General features: G+C 46.1%; 26 protein-coding genes. 9 read left to right on the plus strand and 17 right to left on the minus strand.

Annotated elements, in window-relative coordinates:
- Positions 1-310 precede the first annotated feature (310 nt).
- The gene (locus AKL11_RS01080; protein WP_067514710.1) at positions 311-562 is read right to left on the minus strand and encodes a hypothetical protein; all 252 of its coding nucleotides are present in this window, start codon (positions 560-562) and stop codon (positions 311-313) included.
- Entirely contained in the window at positions 549-881 is a 333-nt protein-coding gene (locus AKL11_RS01085; RefSeq protein WP_067514712.1) for a helix-turn-helix domain-containing protein, read from the minus strand. The genes AKL11_RS01080 and AKL11_RS01085 overlap by 14 nt, the downstream gene beginning before the upstream one ends.
- Positions 882-1272: 391 nt before the next feature.
- Between AKL11_RS01085 and AKL11_RS01090 the strand changes: the two genes are divergently transcribed.
- Positions 1273-2445 carry a hypothetical protein gene (locus AKL11_RS01090; protein WP_067514714.1) on the plus strand — a complete coding sequence of 391 codons (1173 nt, stop codon included), beginning with the start codon at positions 1273-1275 and terminating at the stop codon, positions 2443-2445.
- Here AKL11_RS01090 and AKL11_RS01095 read toward each other — a convergent pair.
- From AKL11_RS01095 to budA, 7 genes are all read right to left on the minus strand, one after another.
- Positions 2384-3007, minus strand: a complete 624-nt coding sequence (locus AKL11_RS01095) for a LysE family translocator (protein ID WP_067514716.1) — start codon at positions 3005-3007, stop codon at positions 2384-2386. The genes AKL11_RS01090 and AKL11_RS01095 overlap by 62 nt on opposite strands.
- Positions 3008-3057: 50 nt before the next feature.
- Complete coding sequence (locus AKL11_RS01100) at positions 3058-3741, minus strand: zinc metallopeptidase (RefSeq protein WP_067514718.1); 684 nt, start codon at positions 3739-3741, stop codon at positions 3058-3060.
- Positions 3742-4206 carry a transcriptional regulator NrdR gene (nrdR, locus tag AKL11_RS01105; protein ID WP_067514720.1) on the minus strand — a complete coding sequence of 155 codons (465 nt, stop codon included), beginning with the start codon at positions 4204-4206 and terminating at the stop codon, positions 3742-3744. It lies immediately after the preceding gene.
- 143 nt (positions 4207-4349) lie between these two features.
- Positions 4350-4808: an aspartate carbamoyltransferase regulatory subunit gene (gene pyrI / locus AKL11_RS01110; protein WP_067514722.1), complete on the minus strand. Its 459-nt coding sequence runs from the start codon at positions 4806-4808 to the stop codon at positions 4350-4352.
- A gap of 33 nt (positions 4809-4841) precedes the next feature.
- The gene (gene pyrB / locus AKL11_RS01115; protein ID WP_067514724.1) at positions 4842-5765 is read right to left on the minus strand and encodes an aspartate carbamoyltransferase; all 924 of its coding nucleotides are present in this window, start codon (positions 5763-5765) and stop codon (positions 4842-4844) included.
- 57 nt (positions 5766-5822) lie between these two features.
- Complete coding sequence (locus AKL11_RS01120; protein WP_095210074.1) at positions 5823-6782, minus strand: bile acid:sodium symporter family protein; 960 nt, start codon at positions 6780-6782, stop codon at positions 5823-5825.
- 9 nt (positions 6783-6791) lie between these two features.
- Complete coding sequence (gene budA / locus AKL11_RS01125; RefSeq protein WP_067514726.1) at positions 6792-7547, minus strand: acetolactate decarboxylase; 756 nt, start codon at positions 7545-7547, stop codon at positions 6792-6794.
- Between the two features lie 230 nt (positions 7548-7777).
- Here budA and AKL11_RS01130 point away from each other — a divergent pair, with 230 nt between their 5' ends.
- The 6 genes from AKL11_RS01130 to yaaA all read left to right on the plus strand — a co-directional run bounded on the left by AKL11_RS01130 (position 7778) and on the right by yaaA (position 15137).
- Positions 7778-8092 carry a hypothetical protein gene (locus tag AKL11_RS01130; protein WP_067514728.1) on the plus strand — a complete coding sequence of 105 codons (315 nt, stop codon included), beginning with the start codon at positions 7778-7780 and terminating at the stop codon, positions 8090-8092.
- A gap of 332 nt (positions 8093-8424) precedes the next feature.
- Positions 8425-9759 (plus strand): ATP-dependent RNA helicase RhlB, encoded by a 1335-nt coding sequence (gene rhlB / locus AKL11_RS01135; protein ID WP_425387577.1) that lies wholly within the window; start codon positions 8425-8427, stop codon positions 9757-9759.
- A 294-nt stretch (positions 9760-10053) separates the two neighbouring features.
- Positions 10054-11457 (plus strand): PhoH family protein, encoded by a 1404-nt coding sequence (locus AKL11_RS01140; RefSeq protein ID WP_067514732.1) that lies wholly within the window; start codon positions 10054-10056, stop codon positions 11455-11457.
- Positions 11458-11664: 207 nt separating this feature from the next.
- On the plus strand, positions 11665-13686 hold the full coding sequence (locus tag AKL11_RS01145) for a hypothetical protein (protein WP_067514733.1): 2022 nt from the start codon (positions 11665-11667) through the stop codon (positions 13684-13686).
- A gap of 132 nt (positions 13687-13818) precedes the next feature.
- Positions 13819-14244 (plus strand): avidin/streptavidin family protein, encoded by a 426-nt coding sequence (locus tag AKL11_RS01150; RefSeq protein WP_095210075.1) that lies wholly within the window; start codon positions 13819-13821, stop codon positions 14242-14244.
- A 116-nt stretch (positions 14245-14360) separates the two neighbouring features.
- The gene (gene yaaA / locus AKL11_RS01155; protein ID WP_067514737.1) at positions 14361-15137 is read left to right on the plus strand and encodes a peroxide stress protein YaaA; all 777 of its coding nucleotides are present in this window, start codon (positions 14361-14363) and stop codon (positions 15135-15137) included.
- 721 nt (positions 15138-15858) lie between these two features.
- Here the strand turns inward: yaaA and AKL11_RS01165 are convergent.
- The 7 genes from AKL11_RS01165 to AKL11_RS01195 form a co-directional block, all read right to left on the minus strand.
- Entirely contained in the window at positions 15859-16443 is a 585-nt protein-coding gene (locus AKL11_RS01165; protein WP_067514741.1) for a hypothetical protein, read from the minus strand.
- Positions 16444-16653: 210 nt separating this feature from the next.
- Positions 16654-17958 carry an OmpP1/FadL family transporter gene (locus AKL11_RS01170; protein ID WP_157673346.1) on the minus strand — a complete coding sequence of 435 codons (1305 nt, stop codon included), beginning with the start codon at positions 17956-17958 and terminating at the stop codon, positions 16654-16656.
- A gap of 341 nt (positions 17959-18299) precedes the next feature.
- Positions 18300-19622 carry an OmpP1/FadL family transporter gene (locus tag AKL11_RS01175; protein ID WP_157673347.1) on the minus strand — a complete coding sequence of 441 codons (1323 nt, stop codon included), beginning with the start codon at positions 19620-19622 and terminating at the stop codon, positions 18300-18302.
- A gap of 239 nt (positions 19623-19861) precedes the next feature.
- Positions 19862-20689, minus strand: coding sequence for an amino acid ABC transporter ATP-binding protein (locus AKL11_RS01180; RefSeq protein ID WP_301335639.1), 828 nt, complete (start codon positions 20687-20689; stop codon positions 19862-19864).
- Positions 20690-20692: 3 nt separating this feature from the next.
- Positions 20693-21790 carry an amino acid ABC transporter permease gene (locus tag AKL11_RS01185; protein WP_067514747.1) on the minus strand — a complete coding sequence of 366 codons (1098 nt, stop codon included), beginning with the start codon at positions 21788-21790 and terminating at the stop codon, positions 20693-20695.
- Between the two features lie 9 nt (positions 21791-21799).
- Entirely contained in the window at positions 21800-22978 is a 1179-nt protein-coding gene (locus AKL11_RS01190) for an amino acid ABC transporter permease (protein ID WP_436404682.1), read from the minus strand.
- Positions 22979-23198: 220 nt separating this feature from the next.
- Positions 23199-24245 (minus strand): amino acid ABC transporter substrate-binding protein, encoded by a 1047-nt coding sequence (locus AKL11_RS01195; protein WP_067514749.1) that lies wholly within the window; start codon positions 24243-24245, stop codon positions 23199-23201.
- A 287-nt stretch (positions 24246-24532) separates the two neighbouring features.
- Here AKL11_RS01195 and folE point away from each other — a divergent pair, with 287 nt between their 5' ends.
- On the plus strand, positions 24533-25084 hold the full coding sequence (gene folE, locus AKL11_RS01200; RefSeq protein WP_067514750.1) for a GTP cyclohydrolase I FolE: 552 nt from the start codon (positions 24533-24535) through the stop codon (positions 25082-25084).
- Between the two features lie 72 nt (positions 25085-25156).
- Here folE and AKL11_RS24940 read toward each other — a convergent pair whose 3' ends face one another.
- Positions 25157-25564, minus strand: a complete 408-nt coding sequence (locus AKL11_RS24940) for a hypothetical protein (RefSeq protein ID WP_157673348.1) — start codon at positions 25562-25564, stop codon at positions 25157-25159.
- Between the two features lie 14 nt (positions 25565-25578).
- Here AKL11_RS24940 and AKL11_RS01210 point away from each other — a divergent pair.
- The coding region (locus tag AKL11_RS01210) for a helix-turn-helix domain-containing protein (RefSeq protein ID WP_067514754.1) at positions 25579-26031 on the plus strand (453 nt) is incomplete at its 3' end.

The raw sequence follows: 26031 nt of genomic DNA on the forward strand, positions 1-26031 counted from the left end.
GAAGTAATGAACCACATTGCGTTTAGATTTCTGAAGCCCACCTGAAGAATTGATTCATAAAATAAGTATCGCCATTCACCAACATGGAGAAATAGTTAGTKCAGCCAGTCAGACAGGGAAATCAGACGCCAGACTACGTAATGCAGTGGTCGGGTAACGCTCATTCTGAATAAAGAGAGTTCAATATAAACGCTCTGATTTGATCGCCACCAAAAAAGAAAACTTCTATAGACCACCCTCACCAGAAATCAATCCGGGCTTGTGCAACAACCGGATAAGATTGCGGCTAAGCGCAATCTATCCTTATTCGTTATGACCCACTTGTTCGGGATTCTTTATAAACTGCACAAACCCAAACCATATATGATGCGAACCCGATAAAACCGCAGATAAATATCGGATCAAGCCAATGCTCAAACCGTTCCCCGAAAATTAATTTCTCTATAGTTGCTTCTAAAACCGAGAACATAACAAAGAACAGCATTACTGTTAGCGTTGTATGCACTGGATTTCCGTCAGCCGATCTAACCAGTGCCGCCGTCATTTTGTTAAAAAGCTCCATGTTTTAATCTCCGTTCTTTCGTGGGCATAAAATGCGTCAAGGGGACTTCGCCCCTTACGCACAGGTTACGACCACCACGAGGAAGGTCTTTCTCTATTCCCCGAAAACCTTCAGCTACATAACGAACTCGCCAACGGCTTACTTGTCCCCGTTCGATATTTAWTGCTTCCGCAATTTCAAGATTGGTTTTTCCATCTGCAGCCAAAAGAATAATTTTAGAACGACGGGCAATGCGTACAGAGCTTTTATTTGACGACGATAGACGTTTTAGTAGTTTTTGTTCCTGTTCACTCAGGCTTATCTTGGCTGCGACTCTCATAGATAGTATCCGTCCTTAGATGCTCCTACCTATAATGGCACAGCGAGATTATTTATGTTGTATTAAATGCAGTTCACTACACTAGGGAGCGCTTCCAACTGTACGTGTGACCAGTCGAAAACACCCCCTAATCGTCAAAACCTTTTGAGTTTCAAAATAAGGGGAACTTTCAGGATCAAATAGAATCCAAAAAAAGCACTAATATTCTGTAATCGCTTTCCACTGAGTTCGGCGTTAACCAAGGAATACATGGAGCAACAACTGAACAAGATTCAAAGTTCCTATGAACATAATACCGGCAACGGCACACTACCTGTGTTGTTCAAACCCATCCAACACGAGTGCAGGTAGCATCAAGAGATGTGCTGTTACTCAAGCAACAAGACCTCCTATGGTCATCAAGAAACCAGCCAGCTCATTGCCTGAAGCCGCTCCACGCGACAAATGCATTAACACTCGCACCTATCAATCACTCCTGGTTACACCCCAATCGCCAGCAAACTTTCAAAAGCAGATTCACAACCAAGGTAAGGTTTACCAGACTGAATTAGCCTGCGCCAACAAACATTCATTTTCAGCGCTATTCCACCCCAAGCCCACTCATTTGCATTTGCGAAGCACCGTCGCGCACGAATTACGAACAACCACTCAACTGGCTACAGACTACGGAGTAAGCAGAGGAACATGGCATGTGAAGAGCCCGGGCAAGGTCAGAGTTCTGGAGTTTATTAAGCGTTTCTTGCTTTGTGTTTTTTATATCATTGTTGGACGTATAGACAAATTACTCTACTACCGGAGCGTTAAGAATCTTGCTCAAAGGGAAGTTGTTGCTGGTAAGATTATTCAGCACGTTCTGCAGCACGGCCCCTCTTTTTGCTCCAAATATCTTACAAAAAGAATTGCCAGAAACATGAATTTTGAGTATTTCCTGGATGGCAAAAACCACAGAATGCTATGCCAGCATATTGATAATCATCACGTTGCCTATAATGAAAAAGGAAACAACTACCTTGGCGCGCTCAACCCTTTAACAATGCTTGCTCTGCGTAAGGGATTACTGGGTGATGAAGACTACGCAAAGAAAAGTAATTATCTGGTACAGATTCAGCAGAAAACCAATAAGCATCTATTTATACCAATTGATTTCGGGATGGCATTTTTCAATCGCTGTGAAAAGTTCTATGCCATGGATTTTCAAGCGTTTACCCATTGGGTAACCACCCTGCCACTCCGTAAAAAAGTGCACGGAGCTCTTTTTCTACCCGGTGAGAGCATAATGCCGCTGATTAACTCGATGACAACGGCCGAAAAAACACAAGCTGCCTTTATGGCGTTAGCACAAATGGCTTCACTAAGTGACCCGCAATTGGCGCAGCTCTGCAATACCCTTGAGGACAACATGGTAAAGCGGGAAGTTTTCAGCCAGCTAAAAAGAAGAGCCAACAAGGCGCTGCAACTGGTCGAAGAAGCACTCAAGACCAGTGAGCCGGTGAAATGCCTATTCAACCAACCGCCAGCCAGACGCCAACGCCCATCATTAAAGAGCCGGCGATTCGGTTCATAACTCGTACATTTCCACTCTTTTGTAAGAAGTGTCGCAACGTTCTACCACCAGCGGCGTACATCATCAGGCAGATAAATTCGATCAATAGAATCAATACAATCAGAATGGTTAACTGTGGCGCCATTGCCTGATCCGCTGAAATAAACGGCGGCAGCAATGAAATGAAAAATGCCCAGCCTTTAGGGTTGGCAACGGCGGTGACAAACCCCTGAATCATTAATTCTTTAATACCCGTATGCCGCGGCTGTTCGCCTTCCAGAGGTATCGCCATCTTTCCTTTCGACAGCCACATTTGTACACCAAGATAAAACAAGTAGGCACCACCCACCCACTTAAAAATAGAAAAGGCTTCCGGATAGTTCAGCATGACGGCCGCAACACCCAGAACAGAAAGGCTTGCAACCAGACCAACACCTACTAATTCACCCGCCATCATCCATAATGCACGACGAAAGCCCACAGTCATTCCCAACGTCATCGAGAGCGTCATGCACATACCTGGCGTGGCAGAAACAAAGAAAAATGTCGGAACGAAAAGCGCCAACAAAGAAGGACTGACCATACAGAATGTACATCCCTGTTAAAGTTTATTGTAAGTAATCTAATTGGAGGTTATCGACGGAGAATAGCGATCCACCGACCTATATTCAGCAAGCTGGCAAGAGCAGCGGCCACATAAGTCATCGCTGCGGCCTTAAGCACCTTTCTTGCACCCGGCATATCCTGACTGGAGAGATACCCTTCTTCAAGAATGGGCAGTGCCTTATTAAAACTGGCATCCATCTCCACCGGCAGATTCATCAACTGAACCCATAAAGCAGCGACCATACCGGAAGTCCCCAACAACAGCGTAATTAGGGTACTTTGAGGCAATCGTGTCAATAAGAATATAAACGGAGTGACCATCAACGCCAACACACTGAAGCGCTCAATCATGATGGCAGTTTTAATTCGACGCTGTCGCCGCATAAAACCGGGATTCTGTTCCTGATGCTGCAGCGCATGGCTGACTTCATGGGTTGCAACAGCGAGGGCAGCAACGGTTTTACCGCGAAAGTGAGAAGCGGAAAGCGAAACGATTTTCCCTTCCGGGTCATAATAATCTTCGCCTTCCTGACCTTCTCGAACGCTCACCCCTTCGAGGTGGTAACGCTCAATAAGATGTTCTGCCAGCTCGCCTCCAGTGCCTTGAAGATCCGGCCGGTCTTTACCATATTTGCGAAGGGTACTTTTTACCCAATACTGGGGACCAAAAACCAGCGCTAAAATAGCCAGCATTAAGATAATCAGAGGCATTCAGACTCCCTTGTCTTCAGTCTCCAGACGATCAATTTCTTCCCGAAACTCATTTAAATCTTTGAAGTGCCGGTACACTGAGGCAAAGCGAATGTAAGCCACTTCATCCAGTTTTTTAAGCTCACGCATGACTTCTTCACCAAGAATTCGGGAGCTGACTTCCCGTTCGCCCATGGCGCGAAGGCGATAAATGATACGGCTCAGGGCTTCTTCCAGCGGCTCAACACCCACAGGGCGTTTTTCCAGAGCGCGAGCCATACCAGCCCGAAGCTTATCTTCATTGAAAGGCTCACGGGTGCCATCCCGTTTTACCAATCTCGGCATTAACAGCTCCGCCGTTTCGTAACTGGTAAAACGCTCAACACAGGTCAGGCACTCACGACGTCGACGTACCTGACTGCCTTCGGCAACCAATCGTGAGTCAATTACCTTGGTGTCAGCTGCACCACAAAATGGACAATGCATTGAGCAGAATAATCCTTATTAATTGAATGGGGCTAGAACGTGCCTGAAGTAAGCAACTTTGAACAATAATAACCACCTGCAGCTTTATTACAAGACGGCTTTACAGGGTATTTATTGGTTTAGCATCATTTAAACAAAATCAATTATTTGAGCTCTGCAACAATCTCCTTACTGAAGATTTTTTCACAGTAGCGACATTTTAACTGGGTATCATCACTCACATGACGAAGATAAAAAAAACTGTCCACCGGCTCGTTATGCGTAATGCAATTTGAATTAGGGCACGAAAAAGCGCCACTGAGAGTCTCGGGGATCGTCATGGAAAACTTATCAACAACCCGATAATCATCGATCACATTAATCGTGGCTGAAGGAGCAAACAACGCCAGTTCGTTGGCTTCCTGCTCCGTAAACATTCTGCCTTCAACTTTGATAATGTCCTTAAAGCCCAGAGCTTTGCTCGGCAGATTAAAGCCTACGGTAATTCGCGCTTTGCTATCCAGCAAATGAAGACGATCCAGAATCTTAACCCCTTGCCCTGCGGCAATATGATCAATCACCGTCCCCTGGCAGATGGCCTCAACTTGAAGTTTGTTTCCCATTCAATAATCCTCAAATACTGTTCGGTAGATTGCCTATAAACCCGTTTTATTCAGAATCAGTGCCAGTAACGCCTGTCTTGCATAAACACCATTACGAGCCTGTTCAAAATAGTAAGCGTGGGGCGTTTGATCCACTTCAACGGCAATTTCATCCACCCTTGGTAATGGGTGCAGCACTTTCAAATGTTCGGGTGCGGTTTTCAGGGTTTCGTTGGTCAGCACGTATTTTGAGGCGATGTGTTTGTACTCCGTTTCATCAAATCGTTCTTTTTGTACACGGGTCATATACACAATATCCGTACTGGTGATTACCTCTTCAATGGTATCCGCCCTTTGCCAGCGAATGCCTTTTTCATCCAGCTCCTGCAGAAGGTAATCCGGCATGGCCAAAGCGTCTGGAGCAATGAAATTAAACGTGGCATTAAAATGAGTGAGTGCTTGTGCCAGAGAGTGCACTGTTCTTCCGTACTTTAAATCACCAACAAACGTCACTGTCAGATTATCCAGCTGCCCCTGACATTCTTTGATACTAAAAAGGTCCAGCAGCGTCTGTGTTGGATGCTGATTAGCACCGTCACCACCATTAATGATGGGAACGCCCGAAAACTCAGATGCCATGCGCGCCGCACCTTCCTTCGGGTGTCGCATAATAATGGCATCCGTGTAGGAGCTGACCATTCTGATGGCATCCGCCAGGGTTTCTCCTTTTTTCGCCGATGTATTGCCGCCATCGGCAAAACCAATCAGCGTTCCACCTAGCCGATGTATAGCGGTTTCAAAAGAGAGCCTTGTACGGGTAGAAGCTTCAAAAAAACAACTGGCGATGACTTTGCCATTAAGCAGGGAGGGATGAGGTGTTTCTTTTAAAATTGCCGCAACGTCCAGAATTTGTTCCATATCTTCCCGAGATAAATCGGCGATCGATACAATATCCCGGTTATAAAACCTGTTATCCATAACCTTGTCCTTCATAAACTGCGTTCGCACCATCATCTAAACAACTATTTAATCAGCTTACCCCGTCCTCGATGAACATTCAGCCCTATCTTCATCGTGCTCTATATTCTTACAAGGTCGAATAGACCAGTAACCGGCAAGGGCAGCGCCAAATATGTTCTGAAAAATACTGAAAATAGCCGATGGAATCGCAGTTAAAGAAGAAAAATGCTGGATAGCAATTGCTGCCGACATACCGCTATTTTGCGTACCCACTTCAATGGCAATGGTTCGAGCAGAAGCAAAATCCTGCCCACTGGCCAACGCCAGTATATAACCCAAAGATAAACCGAGCAGATTATGCAAAACCACAGCAACCACCAGCATTACACTGAGATGAGCCAGATTAGCAACATTTAAAGCAACAATAATGCAGATTGCACTCGCTATGCCAAAGCTGGCAATACTCGGCAAAATCGGTACCACTCGGGAAACCAATTTAGGCAGCCAGGCTTTACAGAGCATTCCACCAAGGACTGGCAATAAAATCATTTGCGCGATACTGAGTAAAATACCCAGCCGGTCGACCTCCACAACCGAGTCGAGATAGAAACCTGCAAGCAATGGCGTAAAGAGGATAGAGAGTAACGTTGATACTGTCGTCATACTAACGGAAAGCGCAACACGGCCTCCGGCCAAATAAGCCAGTACATTCGATGCCGTCCCTCCAGGCGCTGCTCCCACAAGCACCATGCCTGTTAGCAATTCAGGCGACAGCCCCAAGGCAATACTGACCGCCCATGCGACAGCAGGCATCACCAAAAACTGAAGCAATACACCGATCGCCAGAGCCTGCGGTTGTTTAAGTGTTCGCAGTACATCTTCCATTGAGATAGTCATTCCCATGGAAAACATAATCGTTGCCATAATAGGAATTAATGCGGGTTTGAGCGTTGAAACTTCTACATGGAAATAAAAGCCCACAGTGCTGGCAATGATGATCCATAAAGGCAACAACAAACTTAACAACGCTCTCATACCAGTGCCTCAATGGGTGATGTTTTCGACGGGCAACTGCAACTCAAGATGTGAGGCCTGATTCAGTTTCACGATTCCAGAATCCGTTATCAACTCCAAAACATGCCCACCGAAGCTGCGACCAGTATCGATAAAATGGAAGTGATAGCCCGCTACGTTGATACCACTCATAGAATCAGGCGCTCTGAACCCGACCAAGGTGCCTTCAACATCTTTGTATTCAAAGCGCACTTCATCCGTTTTCAGAACATCTGCCAAAGGCCGGAAGGGCTTCGACTGTTTTGGAACACTTCTAACGAGCAACTGCTTAAACCGCCCATCAATGCGAATGGCATGAATCAAATCCTGATCACGGATGCGCTGATCAATAAAACGGCCAAGCTGATTGAGCGTCAGCGCTTCAACCACTGAAAATGTCTGTGTGGCACGGAATGGGATAACAATGGCAAAAGGGGGTTTGCTGTCTCCAGCCACCAGCGATGCCACCCCATGATCATCAACCCGATAGAACTGACCATCAACCACCACCATCTCACCATCGACGCCGCTAAATGTGCCCAGCCCAAAGTCTCCATTTTTGGCCAGTTCTGACAACGTTAGCCGACCTTCCAATTGCCCTTTTAGCAGAGCATCAAGCGTTGAATATTGATAAACACGGGAGGTTGCTGGTTCATGTTTGGCAAAAGCCAAAGTGGGCAAAAAGAATAGAGAGAGCAACGCAAAGAGAGCTGCGTGAGTCAATGTCGATAAATAGTGCTTCCCCATGGGAACCGCTCCTCTTATCAGTCAACCAATCAACCAGTCAGTGGCACCTGAAGGCTTTCAGGTTTGGACTTATTCAACTTGCCTTAGTTCCCCGGAAGTTCAAAGCACCTTCATTTATGTCCCTTCATTTATAGTAGAAATACTGCTCAAACTCAGACTAATGTCTAATCGTAAACAGGCACGCTAATCAAGTAGGATTGAGTTTTTCAGGCATACATGGAGGAATAACAATGAATTTCTGTCCTTCTATCAACCTGATCGGCAACCGGTGCCTATCAGCACCTTTTATTCATGATACTCAGCTGGCCAGAGGCCAGAAATTTGCTGAAGAAATGTCCTTTGCAGCGGCTCTGTTCAGGCAGTTTCATGTTCGTCATATACCCGATACCGGGCAGGGTTTTGTGTTACACAAATTGTGGCTGGAAATGAAAAAACGCCGGGTCACCAAAAAAGAAAAATCAGAGCAGCTATGGTTTGGTAAAAGACAACCTGAAGAGCATCAGGACACCTTCGAAGAACACCATTCAATGGATAAGATCCTGTAATAATCTCCTCAAAGCCACGGGCAGTGTTATATCGCTGCCTTTTTACACCCTCTTTTTATACCTGCTTTTTATAGCAATAGTATCTCCCGGTTTGCTTTGAGCATCCTATCGGCGCGATAATAGCGCTTTTATATTTACCGCAAACTGAAAACCAGCTGACTCCACTTAACCATATTAAGTGGCACTTCACCTACTTTGGCTGGCCCACTGGGCTTTATAAACACTGAAGCCTTATCAGTACTGACAGGAATGAGAGTAAAGCATTGAGTGGTTTTCTAGGATTTTTCAAGAAAAAACAAGCAGATAATGGTAATCAGGCTTCTGACAAGTCCCTGAACAAAGCCCCCGTCAGCAAGCAAAAAGAACCGGCAAGTGCCGGCAAAAAAGCCGCCCCCAAACCACGAAAAAGCGGCAACAGAAAATCGACTAACCAGGACAAGCCTCAGCACGACAACTGGAGCATTGATCAGTTTCAGGTCGCCCCAGATCCTGAAAAGAAGCGCTTTCACGATTTCGAACTGCCCAGTGAGCTGATGCACGCCATTGCTGACCAGGGCTTCCAATACTGCACCCCAATTCAGGCCGAAGTTCTGGGCAGCACCATTGCCGGGCGAGATGCCATTGGCAAAGCGCAAACAGGTACCGGTAAAACCGCCGCCTTCCTGGTCAGTACCATTAAGCAATTAATGGATACGCCAGCCCCGGATACCCGTTACATTGGTGAGCCCAGAGCCATCATCATTGCGCCTACCCGGGAGCTGGCTCTGCAAATCGGTAAAGATGCCGAAGCGCTGACCAAATACCTGCCGTTGCATGTGGTCACTGTGGTGGGTGGTATGGATTACGAAAAGCAGCGAAAGAACATCAACTCCAATTATCTGGATATTCTCGTGGCAACTCCAGGCCGACTGCTGGATTACTGCGAACGTAAAGACCTGTTTCTGGATCTGATCGAAGTGATGGTCATTGACGAAGCTGACCGCATGCTGGATATGGGCTTCATTCCGCAGGTTCGCCGCATCATCCGTATGACGCCGCGCCCGGGTGATCGCCAAACCTTGCTGTTCTCTGCCACCTTTACCGACGACGTGCTGCGCCTTGGTGAACAATGGACGTGGGCACCAGTAAAGGTTGAGATTGAACCTGAAAGTGCTGCAACCGATACGGTTGATCAGAAGGTTTATATCCTTTCCTCTGATCAGAAATTCCCGTTACTGGTAAACCTGATCCGTCATCTTAACCTTGAAAAGGTCATCGTCTTTACCAATCGCCGGGATCAGACTCGTAAGCTAACAGAGAAGCTTCAACGCATCGGCGTGAAAGCGGATCAACTGTCCGGTGAAGTGCCACAGAACAAACGACTGAGAACACTGGAGAACTTCCGTTCCGGAAAAATCACCGTACTGGTCGCCACCGATGTAGCTGGCCGCGGTATTCATATTGATGGCATCAGCCATGTCATCAACTACAACCTGCCAGAAGTGCTGGACGATTATGTTCACCGCATTGGCAGAACCGGACGTGCTGGCGCCAGTGGCACCAGTATCAGTTTTGCCTGTGAAGATGATTCCTTTCTGATTCCTGACTTGGAAGCCATGATGGGAGATAAATTGAAAAAAGATTACCCACCGGAAGAACTTCTGGTGAAGCCGGAAAAACAGCACTGATGATATTTTCAGATTCGCTGTAAATAGTCTGTCAGGCAGCCAACAAAACCGGTTGATTGCCTGTTAAGGCCGAATCGAGAGAAGGAAAAACGTCAAGAAAAAGGTCTCATACTTTTGTGCGATAGTGCGATATAACTTTTGAAGTGTAGAATTAAAACAAACTAATTAAAACCATTTAAAGGAGGAAAATAAGTTTTTTATTCTTAATTGATATTTGGTCTTGCCGGATGTCGTTTTTTCGATAAGAATCAAAAATGAGTCACCCAAAAAACAAAAGCGACAAGGGAGCTGCCTATGGGACATGCCCTGGAAACCAGGCCACAGAACTCACCCACGTCAACCACCTACATTCTGGACAGTAACGTCCTGATACACGACCCCAACTCAATCCTTAATTTCGAAGAACATCAAGTTCTTATTCCCATCACCGTCCTGGAAGAACTGGACAAACTGAAAAACGGTAAACAAACCATCGCCGCCGATTGCCGGCAAGCTATACGACTCATTGATAATATTATTGGCACGGCAACACCCAGCGATATTGAAGAAGGTGTGCCCATTCATCGAGGAGGCAAAGCAGAACCCAGCGGTACACTGTCCATCATGATGAGTCATGCGGACGACAAAATCACGACTCTCCCCACCAGCAACAATGACAATCAAATAATAAACGACATTTGTCAGTATCAAAAAACCCATCCTAACCAGCAATTCATTCTGGTCACCAAAGACATCAATATGCGTCTAAAGGCCAGAGGTTGCGGAATACTGACGGAGGATTATCACAGCGACCAACTGGTCAGCGATATTGGTTTACTCACGAAAGGCTACCTCCATTACGAAGGCAATTTCTGGGATCGTATTAATGAAGTCAATACGATCCAACTGGATGGAAAAACCCTTCACACCATCAACAAGAGCGATTTTGAAGAAGAGCTCTACCTGAACAAATTCCTTTTGGACGACCAGGGCTTTGTTGCCAAAGTCGTCGACATTAAAGACGACAAAGTTACCCTGCAACACCACAGCCGGGAAAGCCTGATGAATCAGGATGCCTGGGGCTTAAGACCACTGAACATTCATCAGGCCATGGCGCTGAATCTGTTACTGGACCCGGACGTTCATCTGGTAAACCTCAACGGTGCCGCCGGTTCCGGTAAAACCATTCTTGCTCTGGCAGCGGCCATTGAAATGACCATCGCCACCAAGCAGTTCCGGCGGATCATTGCTACCCGTTCCACCCGTGGGCTGGATGAAGATATCGGATTCCTGCCCGGCACTGAAGCGGAAAAGATGGAACCCTGGCTCGGCGCCATTACCGACAACCTGGAAGCTCTGCACAATGATGATGAATCCACTAACAGCAGTGTGGAATACATTCTCGACCGGGTACCTTTGCACTTCAAATCTCTGAACTACATTCGGGGACGAAGCTTCCAGCAGAGTTTGATCATTATTGATGAGTGTCAGAACCTGACGCCTCACCAGATCAAAACCATCATTACCCGTGCCGGCGTGGGCAGTAAGGTGATTTGTCTGGGTAACCTTGCCCAGATTGATACGCCTTATCTGGCCGCTACCAGCTCCGGCTTAACCTATATGACTGAACGATTGAAGCATTTCCCTAACGGAGGCTCCATGCAGCTTCAGGGCGTGCCCCGTTCACCACTGGCGGCTTATGCCGAAGCTCACCTATAACTTGCTCATGACACAATAAAAAGCCCCGGAGTGTCTTCGGGGCTTTTTTATTGCCCAATAACTCGCAAACATTAAATCAGCTGACAACAATTACCTCACCCAACTAATTCCGCATTACTTAAAATACACAACTGAAACTTTTAACTGTTTTATTGGTCAATAACTCACATACATTATTCTATTCATTCACACAGAGAGCCTTTAAATATGCATGGCACTGAAAGCTCTGGTAGCTCCTATTTACCAACTCACAACTTAGCTAATCCACTTAACTCTGTACCACAAAATGTTCAACATGATCGGAGCACCACTCCAACGGGTGATGTCAAGGTTCAAGAAAGTGTGGACTGCCAGATCCCGGAAACGCCAAATGAGCAACACAGTGCAGCGCCAGAGAGCGGAGAAAGACGCCGCTCTGTCAGCCATTCACCAGAGCAACCAGAATCACCAACATCCCCTTCTTCTCCAAATACTGCCAAGCAGACCGATCCTCGTCCAAATGCAACCATAGACCCTTTAGATTTAAGATGCAGTGAGCAAGCGAAAAAAAAATTCATAACGGATGTTCTTAATTTCTATCTGGGAGAAACGAGCCCAATTAAAAATTATGCCCCGTTAAGCGAAGATACACCTTTGGTCTGCCGCCAGATACTCACAGATCCAGAAAACCAGCCCGCAACCATCCAATTTATGATCAAAGGCATTAATCCATCGATAGACATCAAAGAACTCATAAGAAGCGACTTTTACCAACAAGAAAAAGGGTTTAATTTTTCAGCATTCAATGACCTACTCTACCCTCACCTATCGCTAACAAAAGAAGAAAAAAAGGAAGCTAAATCAAGCGGAATAGACAAACAGGCGCTATTTACCAATAAGGTAAAAGACATCCACCTTGATAGAAATACAATCACAGGAGTGATCCCAAATACTGAAACATCAAAAGCCTTAGGGATGAACAATCTCTCCATTGAAGCCAGACAGTTATTTGAAAACCATCCAATCGCATTATGGGAGTGGTTAGTTACGAGCCTTAATTTACTCCAAGAGCTAAAAGCTTTGCGTGACATCATCAAATCAACAGCGCGTGAAATCAATTCATCGAAATTTGAAATAATCGAAAAACTTGAACAGGCAATATGTAGCGATTTATGTATAAATAATGAGGACAGTATTGAAAAGCTGAGAGGTGCAATTGGCGTATTCGCAGAACCCACCAACCGCTTGGGCGAACTGGTAGAAGCGCTTGAAGAGAGCCTGTCACCTAATGAAGAAATTCAAGCTAAAGTGATCCATGGAATTCTTTTGGATAGTTTACTGTCTGAAATGCGGTATGCACTCCCTATAAACCCTAAATTACTCAGCATGCAATCTGGGCGACTCTGTTCCTTGGATGCATTGAGGCTAGCCGACAGTATTTTAAATGCTTCAAGCAGTAGCGAGCCTCCAATAAAGCCTGACTCCGATTTAGCATTCCCTGTTAGAAAGCTGGGTAGCGCCCCTATTTCTCTTCGAAAAATCGCTAAAGAAAATGGTTTCCCATTAGGCGCAATCACAGACAGATCCGGTCTTTCAACGCTTGCTAATGCAAGTGGTTTAAATGTGGTATGGTCTGAAAAACTGAATACACCTGATGACTATTTGCAGTTTATTTCGAATGCCATTATCCATCAAAAAAAACCTGTCTATTTGCACTGCGCTCTTAATGGGCAAATGGAAATGACAGACCAACAAAGACTACAGGAGTTAATATCCAAATCAGAAAACTGGAAAACAGCAAACTGGGCCTACGGAAATGAAAAAAGACTTAAGGAAATCAAAGCATTTCAAGACAGCAGAGAGCATGCAATCATTATTTTCAACGTCAATCCAGAGCAAAGAACAGTGGACTACATTGCCACTGATAGGCAGTCACAAGAATATCCTGTGCGGAATGTAAAAATTGAAAAACTCTTCAACGCCAATCATTTTCTATCCAGCACCAGGAGCCCTGAAACCTATATAAAAACCAGAGAAAAAATGCGCGATGGCTATGCAAAATATCATATAGACCTGCCATTTATCGATAAAATTTCTGGCCTGAGTGATCGCTGCACAGACAGAATCGATATTCCGACACCAAAAGAGGCTGACGGCTTTGGCGGTTATTTATGTTATATAGAGAGGCGTCCCGACTACGTCACCATAAGAGAAAACCTACTTCAAAACCCAATAGATACTCCCACCTGATCAACATACTCAGCCTGCAGGTGGTTTCCATTGCCTTCAGGCTCCCTTAGACACTCCACGCACTGTCTTCTATAAATTTCAGCACCATGTACCAATTGCGGCTATTTTTTAGATCTCAGCATCCGGAGAAACATGATGAAAAGTTTTGCTCTATCTATTGCAACTGCATTTACCTTATTCACAGCAACCAGCGTAATAGCAGATACTGTAGCCAACTTCACCGGCACCTGGATCAATCAGCGAGGATCAACGCTGATTCTGGAAGCGGCAGATGGTAATAACCTTAACGGCACCTTCAACACTGCGGTTGCCAACACCCAATCGTGCATTGGCAAAGCCGTACCACTGCAGGGCGTGCACAATGGTAATGCTGCGGCGTTCAGCTTGAGCATGGAAAGCTGTGGCTCCCCTGTCACCATAGCCCTCAGCAGCACACTGCAAGTGGATGAAAACCATCAGGAAACACTGCACACCATGGATCTTGTACAATGGCAAGGACAGGAATCCTGGAAATCCAAAGTCATTGGTACAGATACCTTCGTCAGGGCAGTAAAGTAATTTGATTATCTGGGTTAATGGCGGCAATAGGTATTATCAAACCTGAACCCCCTACTAAAGGAACGCTCCCTGCTCTACTATTGTCTTCATTACTATAGAGATTCAGGGAGTGTTACATGCTGCTGGTTATATCCCCCGCCAAAACACTGGATTTTGAAACACCTGCCACCACGCAGACCTTCACCCAGCCAGATTTTCTCGATCATTCGGCTCAGCTGATTGATGAACTACGGGATTTAAGCCCTGCTAAAATCGGCAGCCTGATGAGCATTAGTGAGAAGCTCTCACAGCTCAATGCCGCCCGTTTTGAAGCCTGGTCAACGCCATTCACCATGGAAAACGCCAAACAGGCAATACTGGCCTTTAAAGGCGACGTGTATACCGGTCTGGATGCCGAAACCCTCTCCGAGAAACAACTGGATTTTGCCCAGCAGCATTTGCGCATGCTTTCCGGCCTTTATGGCCTGCTACGCCCATTGGATTTGATGCAGGCTTATCGGCTGGAAATGGGCACCAAATTCGCTAATCAGCGAGGCAAAGATCTCTATCAGTTCTGGGGTGGCTTGATCACGGAGCAACTCAATCAGGAACTCGCCAACCAGAAGAAGCCAGTGTTAGTGAACCTCGCTTCTAATGAGTATTTCAAATCTGTTCAGACGAAGAACATTAATGGTGAGATCATTACACCGGTGTTCAAGGATTTGAAAAACGGGCAATACAAGATCATCAGTTTCTATGCGAAAAAAGCCCGTGGCTTGATGTGCCGCTACGTGATCGATAAGAAAATCGCTCAGCCAGAAAAATTGAAAGCCTTTGATTATGAGGGCTATGAATTTAACGAAGCCATGTCTTCCGGCAATGAGTTGGTGTTTACCCGGGATAGTCAAAACTGATAAAACGTATCCGGTCGACAGTAACCTTGGCTGGACTGTGGAATGTAAATACCTCACTGACAAAAGCAAGCTGACTATCTTGAATCGATAAAGTACTTTTTACACGAAGGTGTTGTGGTGTTTCGTTCCTTAAACATGAGTTCAGCCCCAGCTACTAGCAGCAGCGGCATTTCTGGCAAGAGAAATGCCAACATGCCTGCGACCCGCTCGCCAAAAAATGAGCCTTATAACATCAACACGAACCATGGCTGTCTCAAAAAAAGCCTGCGTTTTTACTCACTGGACATGAGAGCGTTGCAGGATCGGGCCATTAAAAATCTCGATATACCACATCATATTTCGACATTTTTCCCTGACCATAAATATAAAACCCAATTTCACCTCAAGATAGACAAGCAGATAAACCTGAGAATAAAATTTTCAGATTTACAACCATCCGGAGCACACTGTGTAACCAAGCATTTTTCTCTACCAATGCATCAGCTATACATGTCAGTTTCGAAAGCGGTAAGACCACACTTCCTTAACAGTCTTCGCCATTATTTTTCACTCCCAACCAACCCTGTTCCGAACGAACAACACGGTGCAGAGCTCTTTACCTTTTTGGCTTATGATTTGGCTCGCACCAACAAAGAACTAACCATAGAGTCATTTCTCAAGGCCCTGACTCAAATATATGAAGATAGCCTGAGAAATACTCCATAGGCTGTGCCGACTCTACTTATTGAATCGGCACACCCCTTAACAGCGATGGAGAGTCAATAAAGAAGTACACACTCCAGCTGTTTTTAAACAAGCCTGATGTATTGACCTTCCTTAGCGCGCCTCTCACATTACCATGGTAGAGGTATTGCGTTTCCTCTCCCCTGCCTTCCAGCATTTCCTGTTTCTCATACCAGTCATCCGTACTTTCATTGGATTCACATTGATTGATTAACGCCTGCGCTCTTTCGTAAGCCTCGTGAGCGGTTTCTCGATCAGGGTAGGTTGCACTGCAGACATAGCTGTACTTATCGCCCCATTGCCATATCTGACAACTGTCATCTATGAGTTGATAACGGGTTTTCCAGAGGGTGATTTTATCTTTGTAAGACGGGTTGTAGCGTATCTGTTCGAAGTTGTAGTTACTTTCGCTGAATAGAGTTGCCAGAGATTGGCAGTTGGCTTTGTTGGCGACGGCAGGGTTGTCGGAATTGTGTTGGTTTTGGGTATCGATTGAGCTGCAGCCGGATAAGACGACGGCCATGCACATCGATGTTAGCAATCTGACGGTGGCTCGGCTTTGCGGAATGGCTTTGTACAACATCGCTGCTTTCCTGGTACATCTGTGTATTCAAGAAAGAGTATAGAGTTGTATTTAGAGGGGGAAATTGAAAAGTTGAATGCTTGCGGGCATAACCTGTGGATGCCTCGCTCCCATGCTTTGCGTGAGAGTGTATACCGGAGCTCCGGAATTTACCGAACTGTTTGAGTATGCATTCCCACGCGAAGCGTGGGAACGAGGCTACAAAGTATTTCAGAACTTGTAGTTAAACTGAGCACCGAAAATGTGGGAGCCACTACTGTATTCACCAGTTACAACACCATGTTCATCATCAGGCTGCCCCGTGGACTTATCATACTTAGGCTCATTTATAGAACCATCCTGCAACTTTACATATGCATAGGCAAAATCAACATTCATATTTTCTGCAAGCTTCATGTTTGCCCCAAAAGTAAACCAGTTACGATTGGCGTCAGGAGAGCGCACAGTGCGTGTATCACTTGTGACAGGAGATTGATCAAACATATAACCGGCACGGAGTAACCACTGATCGTTTAGCTGATATGAAGAACCTAAAGACAGTGCCCAAGTGTTTTTCCAATTCATTGGAATATATGAGCCAAGTTGATCATTCGAAGAGGTCACTCTGAACTCCTCAAATCTACTCCAGCGAGTCCAAGTAGCGTCCGCCATAACTACCCACCTGCCATTCAACCTATGGGTTGCACTTAGCATCAGCTTCTCTGGCATTGTTATATCAAGATTTGCATCGCTACTTAGCGGAGTTGTGAAAATTGGAGGGATGTTTGGAATTACAGAGTGGATGTTTTCGACATCAAAATCCCCTTTAAGTTTGAACTCTAGCTGGGAATGATAAGCCAAACCAAGAGTTGTAGAAGGAGTAGCATTCCAAATCGCCCCAACGTTCCAACCAAGAGTATTATCATCTCCCTTAATCGAAGCATCTCCTGCCATGTAGCCTGGCATTAACCATGTTTTCTGAGTTAACTCGCCAACAACATGAGAACCAATTAAACCAAACCCAAGAGCAAGATCATCAGAGAGCTTATAAGACAAGGTACCTTGAAGGTTAATCACCTTCACACTTGTCTTATTTGCAAAGTAATCCCCCCCCCAACCATTTGCATAATCTAGTTCAATCCCATAAGGCGCATAACCAGCAAGGCCAAAGCTCCACTTTTCATCCATTGGCATTACGAAATAGCCAAATGGTACAAATGAAGTTTTCTGGAAGTCATCTGTACTAGCATCAACTGAATTGTCGGCTCTTGTATATTCACCATCAAAACTACCACCCTCCAAAATCACATCCGCACCCACAGAAATCTGCCTACCACCTTCTAAAAAGCTGATACCCGCAGGGTTCGTTACAGAAATAGATGCATCAATAGCATTGGAAGCGCGGCCAGCGAAGCCGGTGCCTAAATAACTGGCGGACTGTTCGTTAATACCGTAACCGGCGGCTTGAACAAAAGAAACCTGAGATGCCATAGCGATGGCAGAGGCCAGAACGACCTTACGATTGAGTGGAAACAACACCATACCCTCAATTTATTGTAACTTCGGTGAGCCTTCACCGAAATGTATAATCTGTATCAAATTGACGCGGATATTACATTTTCTGATATGGGTATTCTGTTATGTTTTGTATCAAAAAACACGGGGAGAGATACGAAGTTTAACAAAACGGATGGAGCGCTACGGAGAGTAAATGAGTTTTCATGAATGACTTATCTCCACACTCTAGCAGTGCGAAGGACAGCCTCGCTCCCATGCTTTGCGTGGGAGTGTATACCCAAACGGTGGGATAAATATTCTGCTTGAGGTATGCATTCCCACGCAAAGCGTGGGAACGAGGCATTTGGAGGGAGTTCTATTTAAAAGAGGTAGTTCAGCTGAACACCAAAGATATGTGAGCTGCTTTTGTATTCACCCGAAACTGAGCCATACCATGCATCAGGTGTAGTTTGCGCCTGACCAGGAGCTGTGTGCTTAGACTCATTGATTTTACCATCCTGAAGTTTCACATAGGCATAGGCAAAGTCAATATTCATATTCTCTGAAGCTTTCAGGTTTGCGCCCAACGTAAACCAATTGCGGTTGGCGTCTGGGGCACGAACAGTGCGAGTATCATTGCTCACTGGAGCCTGATCAAACATGTAGCCAGCCCTCAGCAACCAGCTCTCATCCAACTGATAAGAAGTACCTACAGACAATGCCCAAGTATCCTTCCAATTCATTGGAACGTAGTTCTCTGACTTACCTGTTGAAGAGTTAATAACATTAAACTCTTCAAAACGACTCCAGCGGGTCCAAGTGGCATCTGCCATAACAGTCCACTGTTCATCAAGCTTATGCGTTGCACTGAACATCAACTTTTCAGGCATTACCAAACTCAGTTCAACCTTTTCCTTTCCTGGTGCAGCTCCAGTTTTGGTAAGATCTCCACTCAAGTTAAAGTCAAGTTTCGAGTGATAAGATGCACCAAGGGTCGTTGATTCAGTTACATTCCAAATAGCGCCAACGTTCCATGCAAGAATAGTGTCATCACCTTCCATTTTGGTTTTGGTGCTCATGGGAGTACCACCGAATGGGTTGCTGGTCAGTTCACCAGTGACATGAGAAGCAATCAAACCAAAACCTAAAGAAACATCATCTGTAAATTTATAAGCCACAGTTCCCTGTAAGTTCACAACTTCTACCAACGTCTTACCACCCAGCCATTCGCCCGCCCAGCCATCGTCATAATCCAAGTGGATACCATAAGGCGCGTAAGCTGCCAAACCGAGGCTTAGCTTCTCATCAACTGGCATTACGTAGTAGCCAAAGGGAACAAAAGATGTTTGCTGAAAATCCTTTGTACTTCCAGAAGTATCACCTGTACCCTCTGCCGGATACCCTCCACCTGGACCTGGTGATCCGTCAAAAGTACCAGTACGCTGCCCTTTAAAACTCCCCCCTTCCAAAATCACATCCACACCCACAGAAGCCTGCTCACCTTTCAAAAAGCTGATGCCCGCAGGGTTAGTCGCAGAGATAGAAGCGTCGATAGCGTTAGAAGCACGGCCCGCAAAACCAGTACCGAGGTAGCTGGCGGACTGCTCATTGATGCCGTAACCGGCAGCCTGAACGTAAGAAACCTGGGAAGCCATAGCGATGGCGGCGGTCAGAACGACCTTGCGATTGAGATGAAACTGCATAATGCCCTCAATTTTTTGTGTATTCCGGTGAGCCATCACCGAAACTGTATGATCTGTATCAACGAAGCACTCGATCACACATTTTATTGTTAGTTTTTCCGGTATGCTTGCTGCAAAAATCGGGGCAACTATACGCTTATTGTTATTTTATGTAAAACCTCCAAATTGTGAAAAAAGTCTCATTTTTTGCCGGTGATCTTGACGAGATTACCGGCACATCTTTGGGTTAAAGACCTACGTCAATGGTTTAGTACCTGTCCAAGGAACTTCTGGGTGCGTTCTGAACGAGGGTTATTAAAGAACTCTTCCGGCGGAGCCTGTTCAATAATTTGTCCTTCATCCATAAAGATCACCCGATCCGCCACGGTGCGGGCAAAGCCCATTTCGTGGGTAACACAGATCATGGTCATGCCTTCCTGAGCCAGCTCGATCATTACATCCAGCACTTCTTTGATCATTTCCGGATCAAGGGCAGAGGTTGGTTCATCAAACAGCATCACTTCAGGATTCATACACAAGCTTCGGGCAATCGCCACTCGCTGTTGCTGACCACCGGACAACTGTCCGGGATATTTAAGCGCCTGATCAGGAATACGAACTCGCTCCAGATATTCCATTGCTAATTTTTCTGCATCTTTGCGAGATTGCTTTCGAACCCAGATCGGTGCCAGTGTGCAGTTTTCGAGAATGGTCAGGTGAGGAAACAGATTAAACTGCTGAAACACCATGCCCACTTCACGACGGATGGTTTCTATATTTTTCAGATCATTAGTAAGACGGGTGCCGTCTACCACAATGTTGCCTTGCTGATGTTCTTCCAGGCAGTTGATGCAGCGAATCAGTGTGGATTTACCCGAACCGGACGGGCCACAGATAACAATCTTTTCGCCCTTGCGAACGTTCAGATCAATATCCCTCAGCACATGAAACTGACCATACCACTTATTCAACCCATTGATTTCAATCAGGTTGGCTTGTGCCTGCGTCAGTTCACGCTCGATACTCACTGTGGGTTTTGCCGTACTGTCTACGGTCGTCGCTTCTTGTTGTAATTCAGCTTCACTCATTGCTCAGTGCCCCTGATGTAATTGTTGTTCGAGTCGCTGGCTGTACTTCGACATGCCAAAGCAGAAAATCCAGAAAACAAAACCGGCAAATAGATAACCTTCTATGGAATTACCCAACCACTTCGGATCGTTCAACCCCGCCTGAATAATCGCCAAAAGATCAAATAGCCCGATAACCAATACAAGACTGGTGTCTTTAAATAAGGCAATAAAGGTGTTCACCACACCGGGAATGACCAGTCGCATCGCCTGAGGCAGAATGATCATAATCATTCCCTGCCAGTAACTGAGGCCGAGGCTATCAAAGGCTTCAAACTGCCCTTTGGGAATGGCCTGCAAACCACCACGCACCACTTCGGCCATATAAGCAGATTGGAACATAATAATGCCGATCATCGCCCGCAGCAGCTTGTCGAATGAGACTTCCACCGGCATAAACAGTGGCAACATGACCGATGCCATAAACAGCACGGTAATTAATGGAACACCGCGCCAAAGTTCAATGTAAGCCGTGCACAGAGAACGAATCACCGGCATGTCGGAGCGACGCCCCAGCGCCAGTAACACGCCAAACGGCAAAGAAGCAATCATGCCGCACAATGCCAACAGCAGAGTGAGCATTAATCCGCCCCACTGATGAGTATCCACTTTTGCCAGGCCGAAAATATCCCCATACAACAGGAACCAGGACACCACAGGCATCATCAACAGACTATAGCCTAATACCCACTTTTTCCAGGGTGTCGATTTGATAGTTAACCAGCCAACCAATATCGCTAACTGAGCAAAGAACAGGTTAGGCCGCCAGTATTCTTCGGATGGGTAGAATCCGTAGATAAACTGATCCAGTCGTGCAGTGATAAATGCCCAGCAGGCACCTTCACGGTTGCAGGCTTCGCTGCTGGCACCAAACCAGGTGGCGTCCAAAAACAGCCATTGCACCAGCGGTGGTACGGTCAGGATTAAACCGTAGATAATCAGCAAGGTTGCCGCCGTCCCCAATGGGCCGGTAAATAGGTTTCCCCGCAGCCAGGCGATAACACCCACCGCCATTTTTGGTGGCTCGCGGGCAGGAATCATTTTTAATTCTTGTTCGATCATATGATTGCCTTAGCGCTCAATCAGAGCCACACGTTTGTTATAGATATTCATCAACAGCGATACACTTAAACTGATGGTGAGATACACGGCCATGGTCATGGCTATCACTTCTACGGCCTGCCCCGTTTGGTTGAGGGTCGTACCCGCAAACACATTAACCAGATCCGGATAGCCGATAGCTGTCGCCAGTGACGAGTTTTTTGCCAGATTCAAATATTGATTAGTCAGGGGCGGCACAATCACTTTCATGGCTTGAGGAATAACCACCAAAGACAGAGTCTTGCCCGGCTTTAATCCAAGGGAAGCGGCCGCTTCTTTCTGGCCTTTCTGCACCGATTCGATACCCGCCCGCACCACTTCAGCAATAAACGCCGCTGTATAGATAGTTAATGCCAGCAGTAATGCACCGAGCTCAGGAATAATGGAAAGACCACCACGGAAGTTAAATCCTTTCAGCTCAGGCATATCAAAGGTCATGGTTGCACCAGAAAACCACCAGGCGATTGCCGGAATGCCCACTATTAGTGCAGCCATCAAATAAGGCGCACCAGAAATACCCTTACCAGTTTCAACCCGTTGCTTGCGATGCTTGTAACGCAGAAACAACGCTAGCCCGACGGCCACCAGACAGCTGATAAAGACCGCTGAAAGCCCCTGTTCCATAACAGGTTTTGGAAAAAAGAAGCCGCGAAGGTTCAAAAACAGTGCATCGCCCAATGCATAACTTTGCCGGGGATGGGGCAACGCCGCCAATACCGCGAAATACCAGAAAAAGATTTGCAGCAATAAAGGAATATTTCGGAAGGTTTCAATAAATACGGAAGATAACCGAGCTAGCAGCCAATTAGGCGACAACCTCGCGACACCCATCAGAAAACCAAGCACAGTGGCAAAGAAAATGCCCAGAACCGAAACCAGCAGTGTATTTAAAATACCCACCGTGAATGTACGACCATAGGAGTGTGATTCATCGTACTCCACCAGCGATTGAAGAATACCAAAACCCGCTTCCTCTGAGAGGAAGTCAAAACCCGTGCTGATACCGCGGGTTTCCAGATTGTTCATGGTGTTATTGATCACCCAGGCACCCATGGCAACCACGAGCAGCACCACCACTGCCTGCATGATCAATGGGCGAATGGAGGCATCACGCCAAAGTAATAAAATTGAATTAAGCAGACGATTCACAGGGCCTGACGAGGTGTTGTTGATTGATGCGCCTTCAGGATCACTCACAACATGACTCCCTTTTTCTTATTGTGTCGCTTCTTGATCCGCCGTGAAACGTAAACCGAAACCCGTAAGGTTGCCGGCTTGCTTACACGACGGCTGCAACAATAACGTCGGCAATCCTTTCAGGATTACCGACCTACAGCATGCTAAGCAGTTTTAGAGATTGATCTACCAATCAACGGAAAGGAGGCGCGTACAGGATACCGCCATCGCTCCACAGGGCATTCAGACCACGGTCGATCTGCAGAGGAGAATCAACACCGACGTTGCGCTGGAAGACTTCATCGTAGTTACCCACCTGTTCGATGATGCGCAGAGCCCATTCATCATCCAGGTTGATACCTTTGCCTTTAGGACCATCGATGCCCAGAAGACGACGAACGCCCGGATCGGTGGATTCTTTCTTGGCGGTAATATTTTCAGAGCTCAGACCCAGTTCTTCCGCATTGATCATGGCCGCAAGGCTCCACTTCACAATGTTGAACCACAAATCATCACCTTGGCGAACCAGCGGGCCCAGAGGCTCTTTGGAAATCACTTCTGGTAGAACTACGGCAGCGTCTGGCTTGGTGAGACGAGTTCTCAGAGCATAAAGCTGAGATTGGTCAGAAGTCAGCACGTCACAGCGGCCGGCATCAAAGCCTTTGGCGGTGCCATCGGAGGTATCAAATACCACTGGCTGGTATTCCATGCCATTGGTACGGAAGTAGTCGGCGAGGTTCAATTCCGTGGTAGTACCTGCCTGAATGCAGACAGAAGCCCCGTCCAGATCTTTCGCACTCTTAACGCCCAGGTCTTTCTTCACCATAAAGCCCTGACCGTCGTAGTAGGAAACGCCGGTAAAGTTCAGGCCCAGAGAGGCATCACGGGTCAGTGTCCACGTAGTGTTTCTGGACAACACGTCAATCTCACCAGATTGCAGCGCTGTAAAACGCTCCTTAGCGTTTAGCGGGACAAATTTCACCTTGGAAGCGTCCTTCAGGGTTGCCGCAGCCACCGCACGGCATACGTCGACATCCAGACCGTTCCAAATACCCTTGTCATCAGGGTTACTGAAACCAGCCAGACCGGTGCTGACGCCGCAGGAGAGATAACCTTTTTCTTTGACCGACTCAAGGGTCGTTGAGGCACTGGCAACCTGAGCGAAGCCAGCGGCAGCAAATGCGCCTAGCATTGCTACTTTTTTGAGAGAACTCTTTGTTTCAAGAAGGCTCTTGAACATGAGATAGCGTCCTTTTGTGTTGTTGTTATTGGGTCAATAAGCCGTAACGAATACAGCCCATTCACTGCTGTTCAATTTTGTTAACACAAGTCCCCTTATATCAACAAAATCTAACTCATGGCTTATCAACCATACCTGCAAGAAAAAGCTCTAGCAAGGTGCAAGCCAAAGTTCGTTAACCGGCCCTCAAAATTGGCTCTACCGTCTGATAAGAACGGGTAATAAGATCCCGTGGAATTGTGATAGAATCGGCGCAAATCAATAACGTATATTGAAAGTCTCTTTAAATGTCCCAGCAAATCAGTGAACACTACAAGGCCATTATTGAATCAGTCGGTGAAGATATTCATCGGGATGGCCTGAAAGACACGCCTCAGCGTGCCGCCAAAGCCATGCAGTATCTCACCCGAGGCTATAATCAGACGCTGGACGAGATCGTCAATGGTGCTGTATTCGAATCTGACATCAGCGAAATGGTGGTCGTGAAAGATATCGAGCTTTATTCCCTGTGCGAGCACCATTTGTTACCGTTTATTGGCAAGTGCCATATAGGTTATGTGCCCCGTGGCAAGGTGCTCGGCTTGTCTAAATTTGCCCGTCTTGTGGATATGTTTGCCCGTCGCCTGCAGATTCAGGAAAACATGACCACCCAGATCGCCGATGCCATTATGGAAGTAACTGATGCAAAAGGCGTCGCCGTGGTGATTGAAGCACAACACATGTGCATGATGATGCGTGGTGTGGAAAAACAGAACTCGAAAATGACCACTTCGGTTATGCGTGGCTTGATGAAAGACAACCAACCTTCTAGAGAAGAGTTTTTGCGGTTTATTCGATAAATTGCTGTATCTCATTTACTAATAGCTGTACGTCTAAAGCGTCAGCTATTTTTTAAAATCGGAACACTAAAACTAGTGTTCCCTATCCTCAAATATCTCTTTTGTAATATCATTAAAATCAAAACGTTCTCTAAGCAACCGTTTTATACTTGGTTCCCGATGATACTCTGCGATGATCAACATCAGTTGCTCTTCAGGCCTATTCTGAAACGCTTTAATCGTATTACCCACCATTAAGCTATTGCGATAATCACTCATCCAATATGATAGAGGGAAAATATAGGGCGATAATGTTTCAGACTCATTATCTAAGAACACATTGTTTAATTGTTTATAAACAAAGTGGGATGCCTGAATAGCCGAATACAAAATAGCAGTCAAACCAACAACATGTTGCAGTGTAAGACTCGGGCTAGTACTCCATCCACCGTCAAATGATAGACTGAATTTTGTATTATCCTGACAGCTCCACTGCAACAAAAGATGGAGCCGTCATGAACGTTAAATACCATGTTCGTTTAAGTGATGATGAACGCTCAATGCTTGAGGCTTTAATCAAACAAGAAAAACCAATAATTGCGCAACACAAAAAACGCCACGCACAAATTTTGCTCGCCATCGATGAAAATCACTCGCCGCTTACCCATGAGCAGGCAGCTAAAGCCTTCAACGTGAAACCGCTCACTATCTGTCGTCTTCGTCAACGCCTTGCTGAGGAAGGATTAGAGGTTGCGATCAATAGCAAGCACAGTCGTCATGGAGGAAAACGGAAAATGGATGGTGAGTTAGAGGCTYACCTTATCGCTCTGACCTGTTCTGCACCKCCAAAAGGAAACGCGCGATGGACGTTAAACCTCCTCAGGGACAAGATGATCGAGCTGGAGTACATTGATGAAATATCCAGAAGCACCATCCATGAATCTTTAAAAAAAACGAACTTAAGCCTT

Source organism: Endozoicomonas ascidiicola (assembly GCF_001646945.1).
Classification (GTDB): Bacteria; Pseudomonadota; Gammaproteobacteria; order Pseudomonadales; family Endozoicomonadaceae; genus Endozoicomonas; species Endozoicomonas ascidiicola.

Bases quoted from the DNA above. Each gene is read 5' to 3' on its own strand.
- AKL11_RS01080 (WP_067514710.1), bottom strand. From the start codon at position 562: ATGGAGCTTTTTAACAAAATGACGGCGGCACTGGTTAGATCGGCTGAC.
- AKL11_RS01090 (WP_067514714.1), top strand. From the start codon at position 1,273: ATGGTCATCAAGAAACCAGCCAGCTCATTGCCTGAAGCCGCTCCACGC.
- AKL11_RS01095 (WP_067514716.1), bottom strand. From the start codon at position 3,007: ATGGTCAGTCCTTCTTTGTTGGCGCTTTTCGTTCCGACATTTTTCTTT.
- AKL11_RS01100 (WP_067514718.1), bottom strand. From the start codon at position 3,741: ATGCCTCTGATTATCTTAATGCTGGCTATTTTAGCGCTGGTTTTTGGT.
- nrdR (WP_067514720.1), bottom strand. From the start codon at position 4,206: ATGCATTGTCCATTTTGTGGTGCAGCTGACACCAAGGTAATTGACTCA.
- pyrI (WP_067514722.1), bottom strand. From the start codon at position 4,808: ATGGGAAACAAACTTCAAGTTGAGGCCATCTGCCAGGGGACGGTGATT.
- pyrB (WP_067514724.1), bottom strand. From the start codon at position 5,765: ATGGATAACAGGTTTTATAACCGGGATATTGTATCGATCGCCGATTTA.
- AKL11_RS01120 (WP_095210074.1), bottom strand. From the start codon at position 6,782: ATGAGAGCGTTGTTAAGTTTGTTGTTGCCTTTATGGATCATCATTGCC.
- budA (WP_067514726.1), bottom strand. From the start codon at position 7,547: ATGGGGAAGCACTATTTATCGACATTGACTCACGCAGCTCTCTTTGCG.
- AKL11_RS01130 (WP_067514728.1), top strand. From the start codon at position 7,778: ATGAATTTCTGTCCTTCTATCAACCTGATCGGCAACCGGTGCCTATCA.
- AKL11_RS01140 (WP_067514732.1), top strand. From the start codon at position 10,054: ATGGGACATGCCCTGGAAACCAGGCCACAGAACTCACCCACGTCAACC.
- AKL11_RS01145 (WP_067514733.1), top strand. From the start codon at position 11,665: ATGCATGGCACTGAAAGCTCTGGTAGCTCCTATTTACCAACTCACAAC.
- AKL11_RS01150 (WP_095210075.1), top strand. From the start codon at position 13,819: ATGATGAAAAGTTTTGCTCTATCTATTGCAACTGCATTTACCTTATTC.
- yaaA (WP_067514737.1), top strand. From the start codon at position 14,361: ATGCTGCTGGTTATATCCCCCGCCAAAACACTGGATTTTGAAACACCT.
- AKL11_RS01165 (WP_067514741.1), bottom strand. From the start codon at position 16,443: ATGTTGTACAAAGCCATTCCGCAAAGCCGAGCCACCGTCAGATTGCTA.
- AKL11_RS01175 (WP_157673347.1), bottom strand. From the start codon at position 19,622: ATGCAGTTTCATCTCAATCGCAAGGTCGTTCTGACCGCCGCCATCGCT.
- AKL11_RS01180 (WP_301335639.1), bottom strand. From the start codon at position 20,689: ATGAGTGAAGCTGAATTACAACAAGAAGCGACGACCGTAGACAGTACG.
- AKL11_RS01185 (WP_067514747.1), bottom strand. From the start codon at position 21,790: ATGATCGAACAAGAATTAAAAATGATTCCTGCCCGCGAGCCACCAAAA.
- AKL11_RS01195 (WP_067514749.1), bottom strand. From the start codon at position 24,245: ATGTTCAAGAGCCTTCTTGAAACAAAGAGTTCTCTCAAAAAAGTAGCA.
- folE (WP_067514750.1), top strand. From the start codon at position 24,533: ATGTCCCAGCAAATCAGTGAACACTACAAGGCCATTATTGAATCAGTC.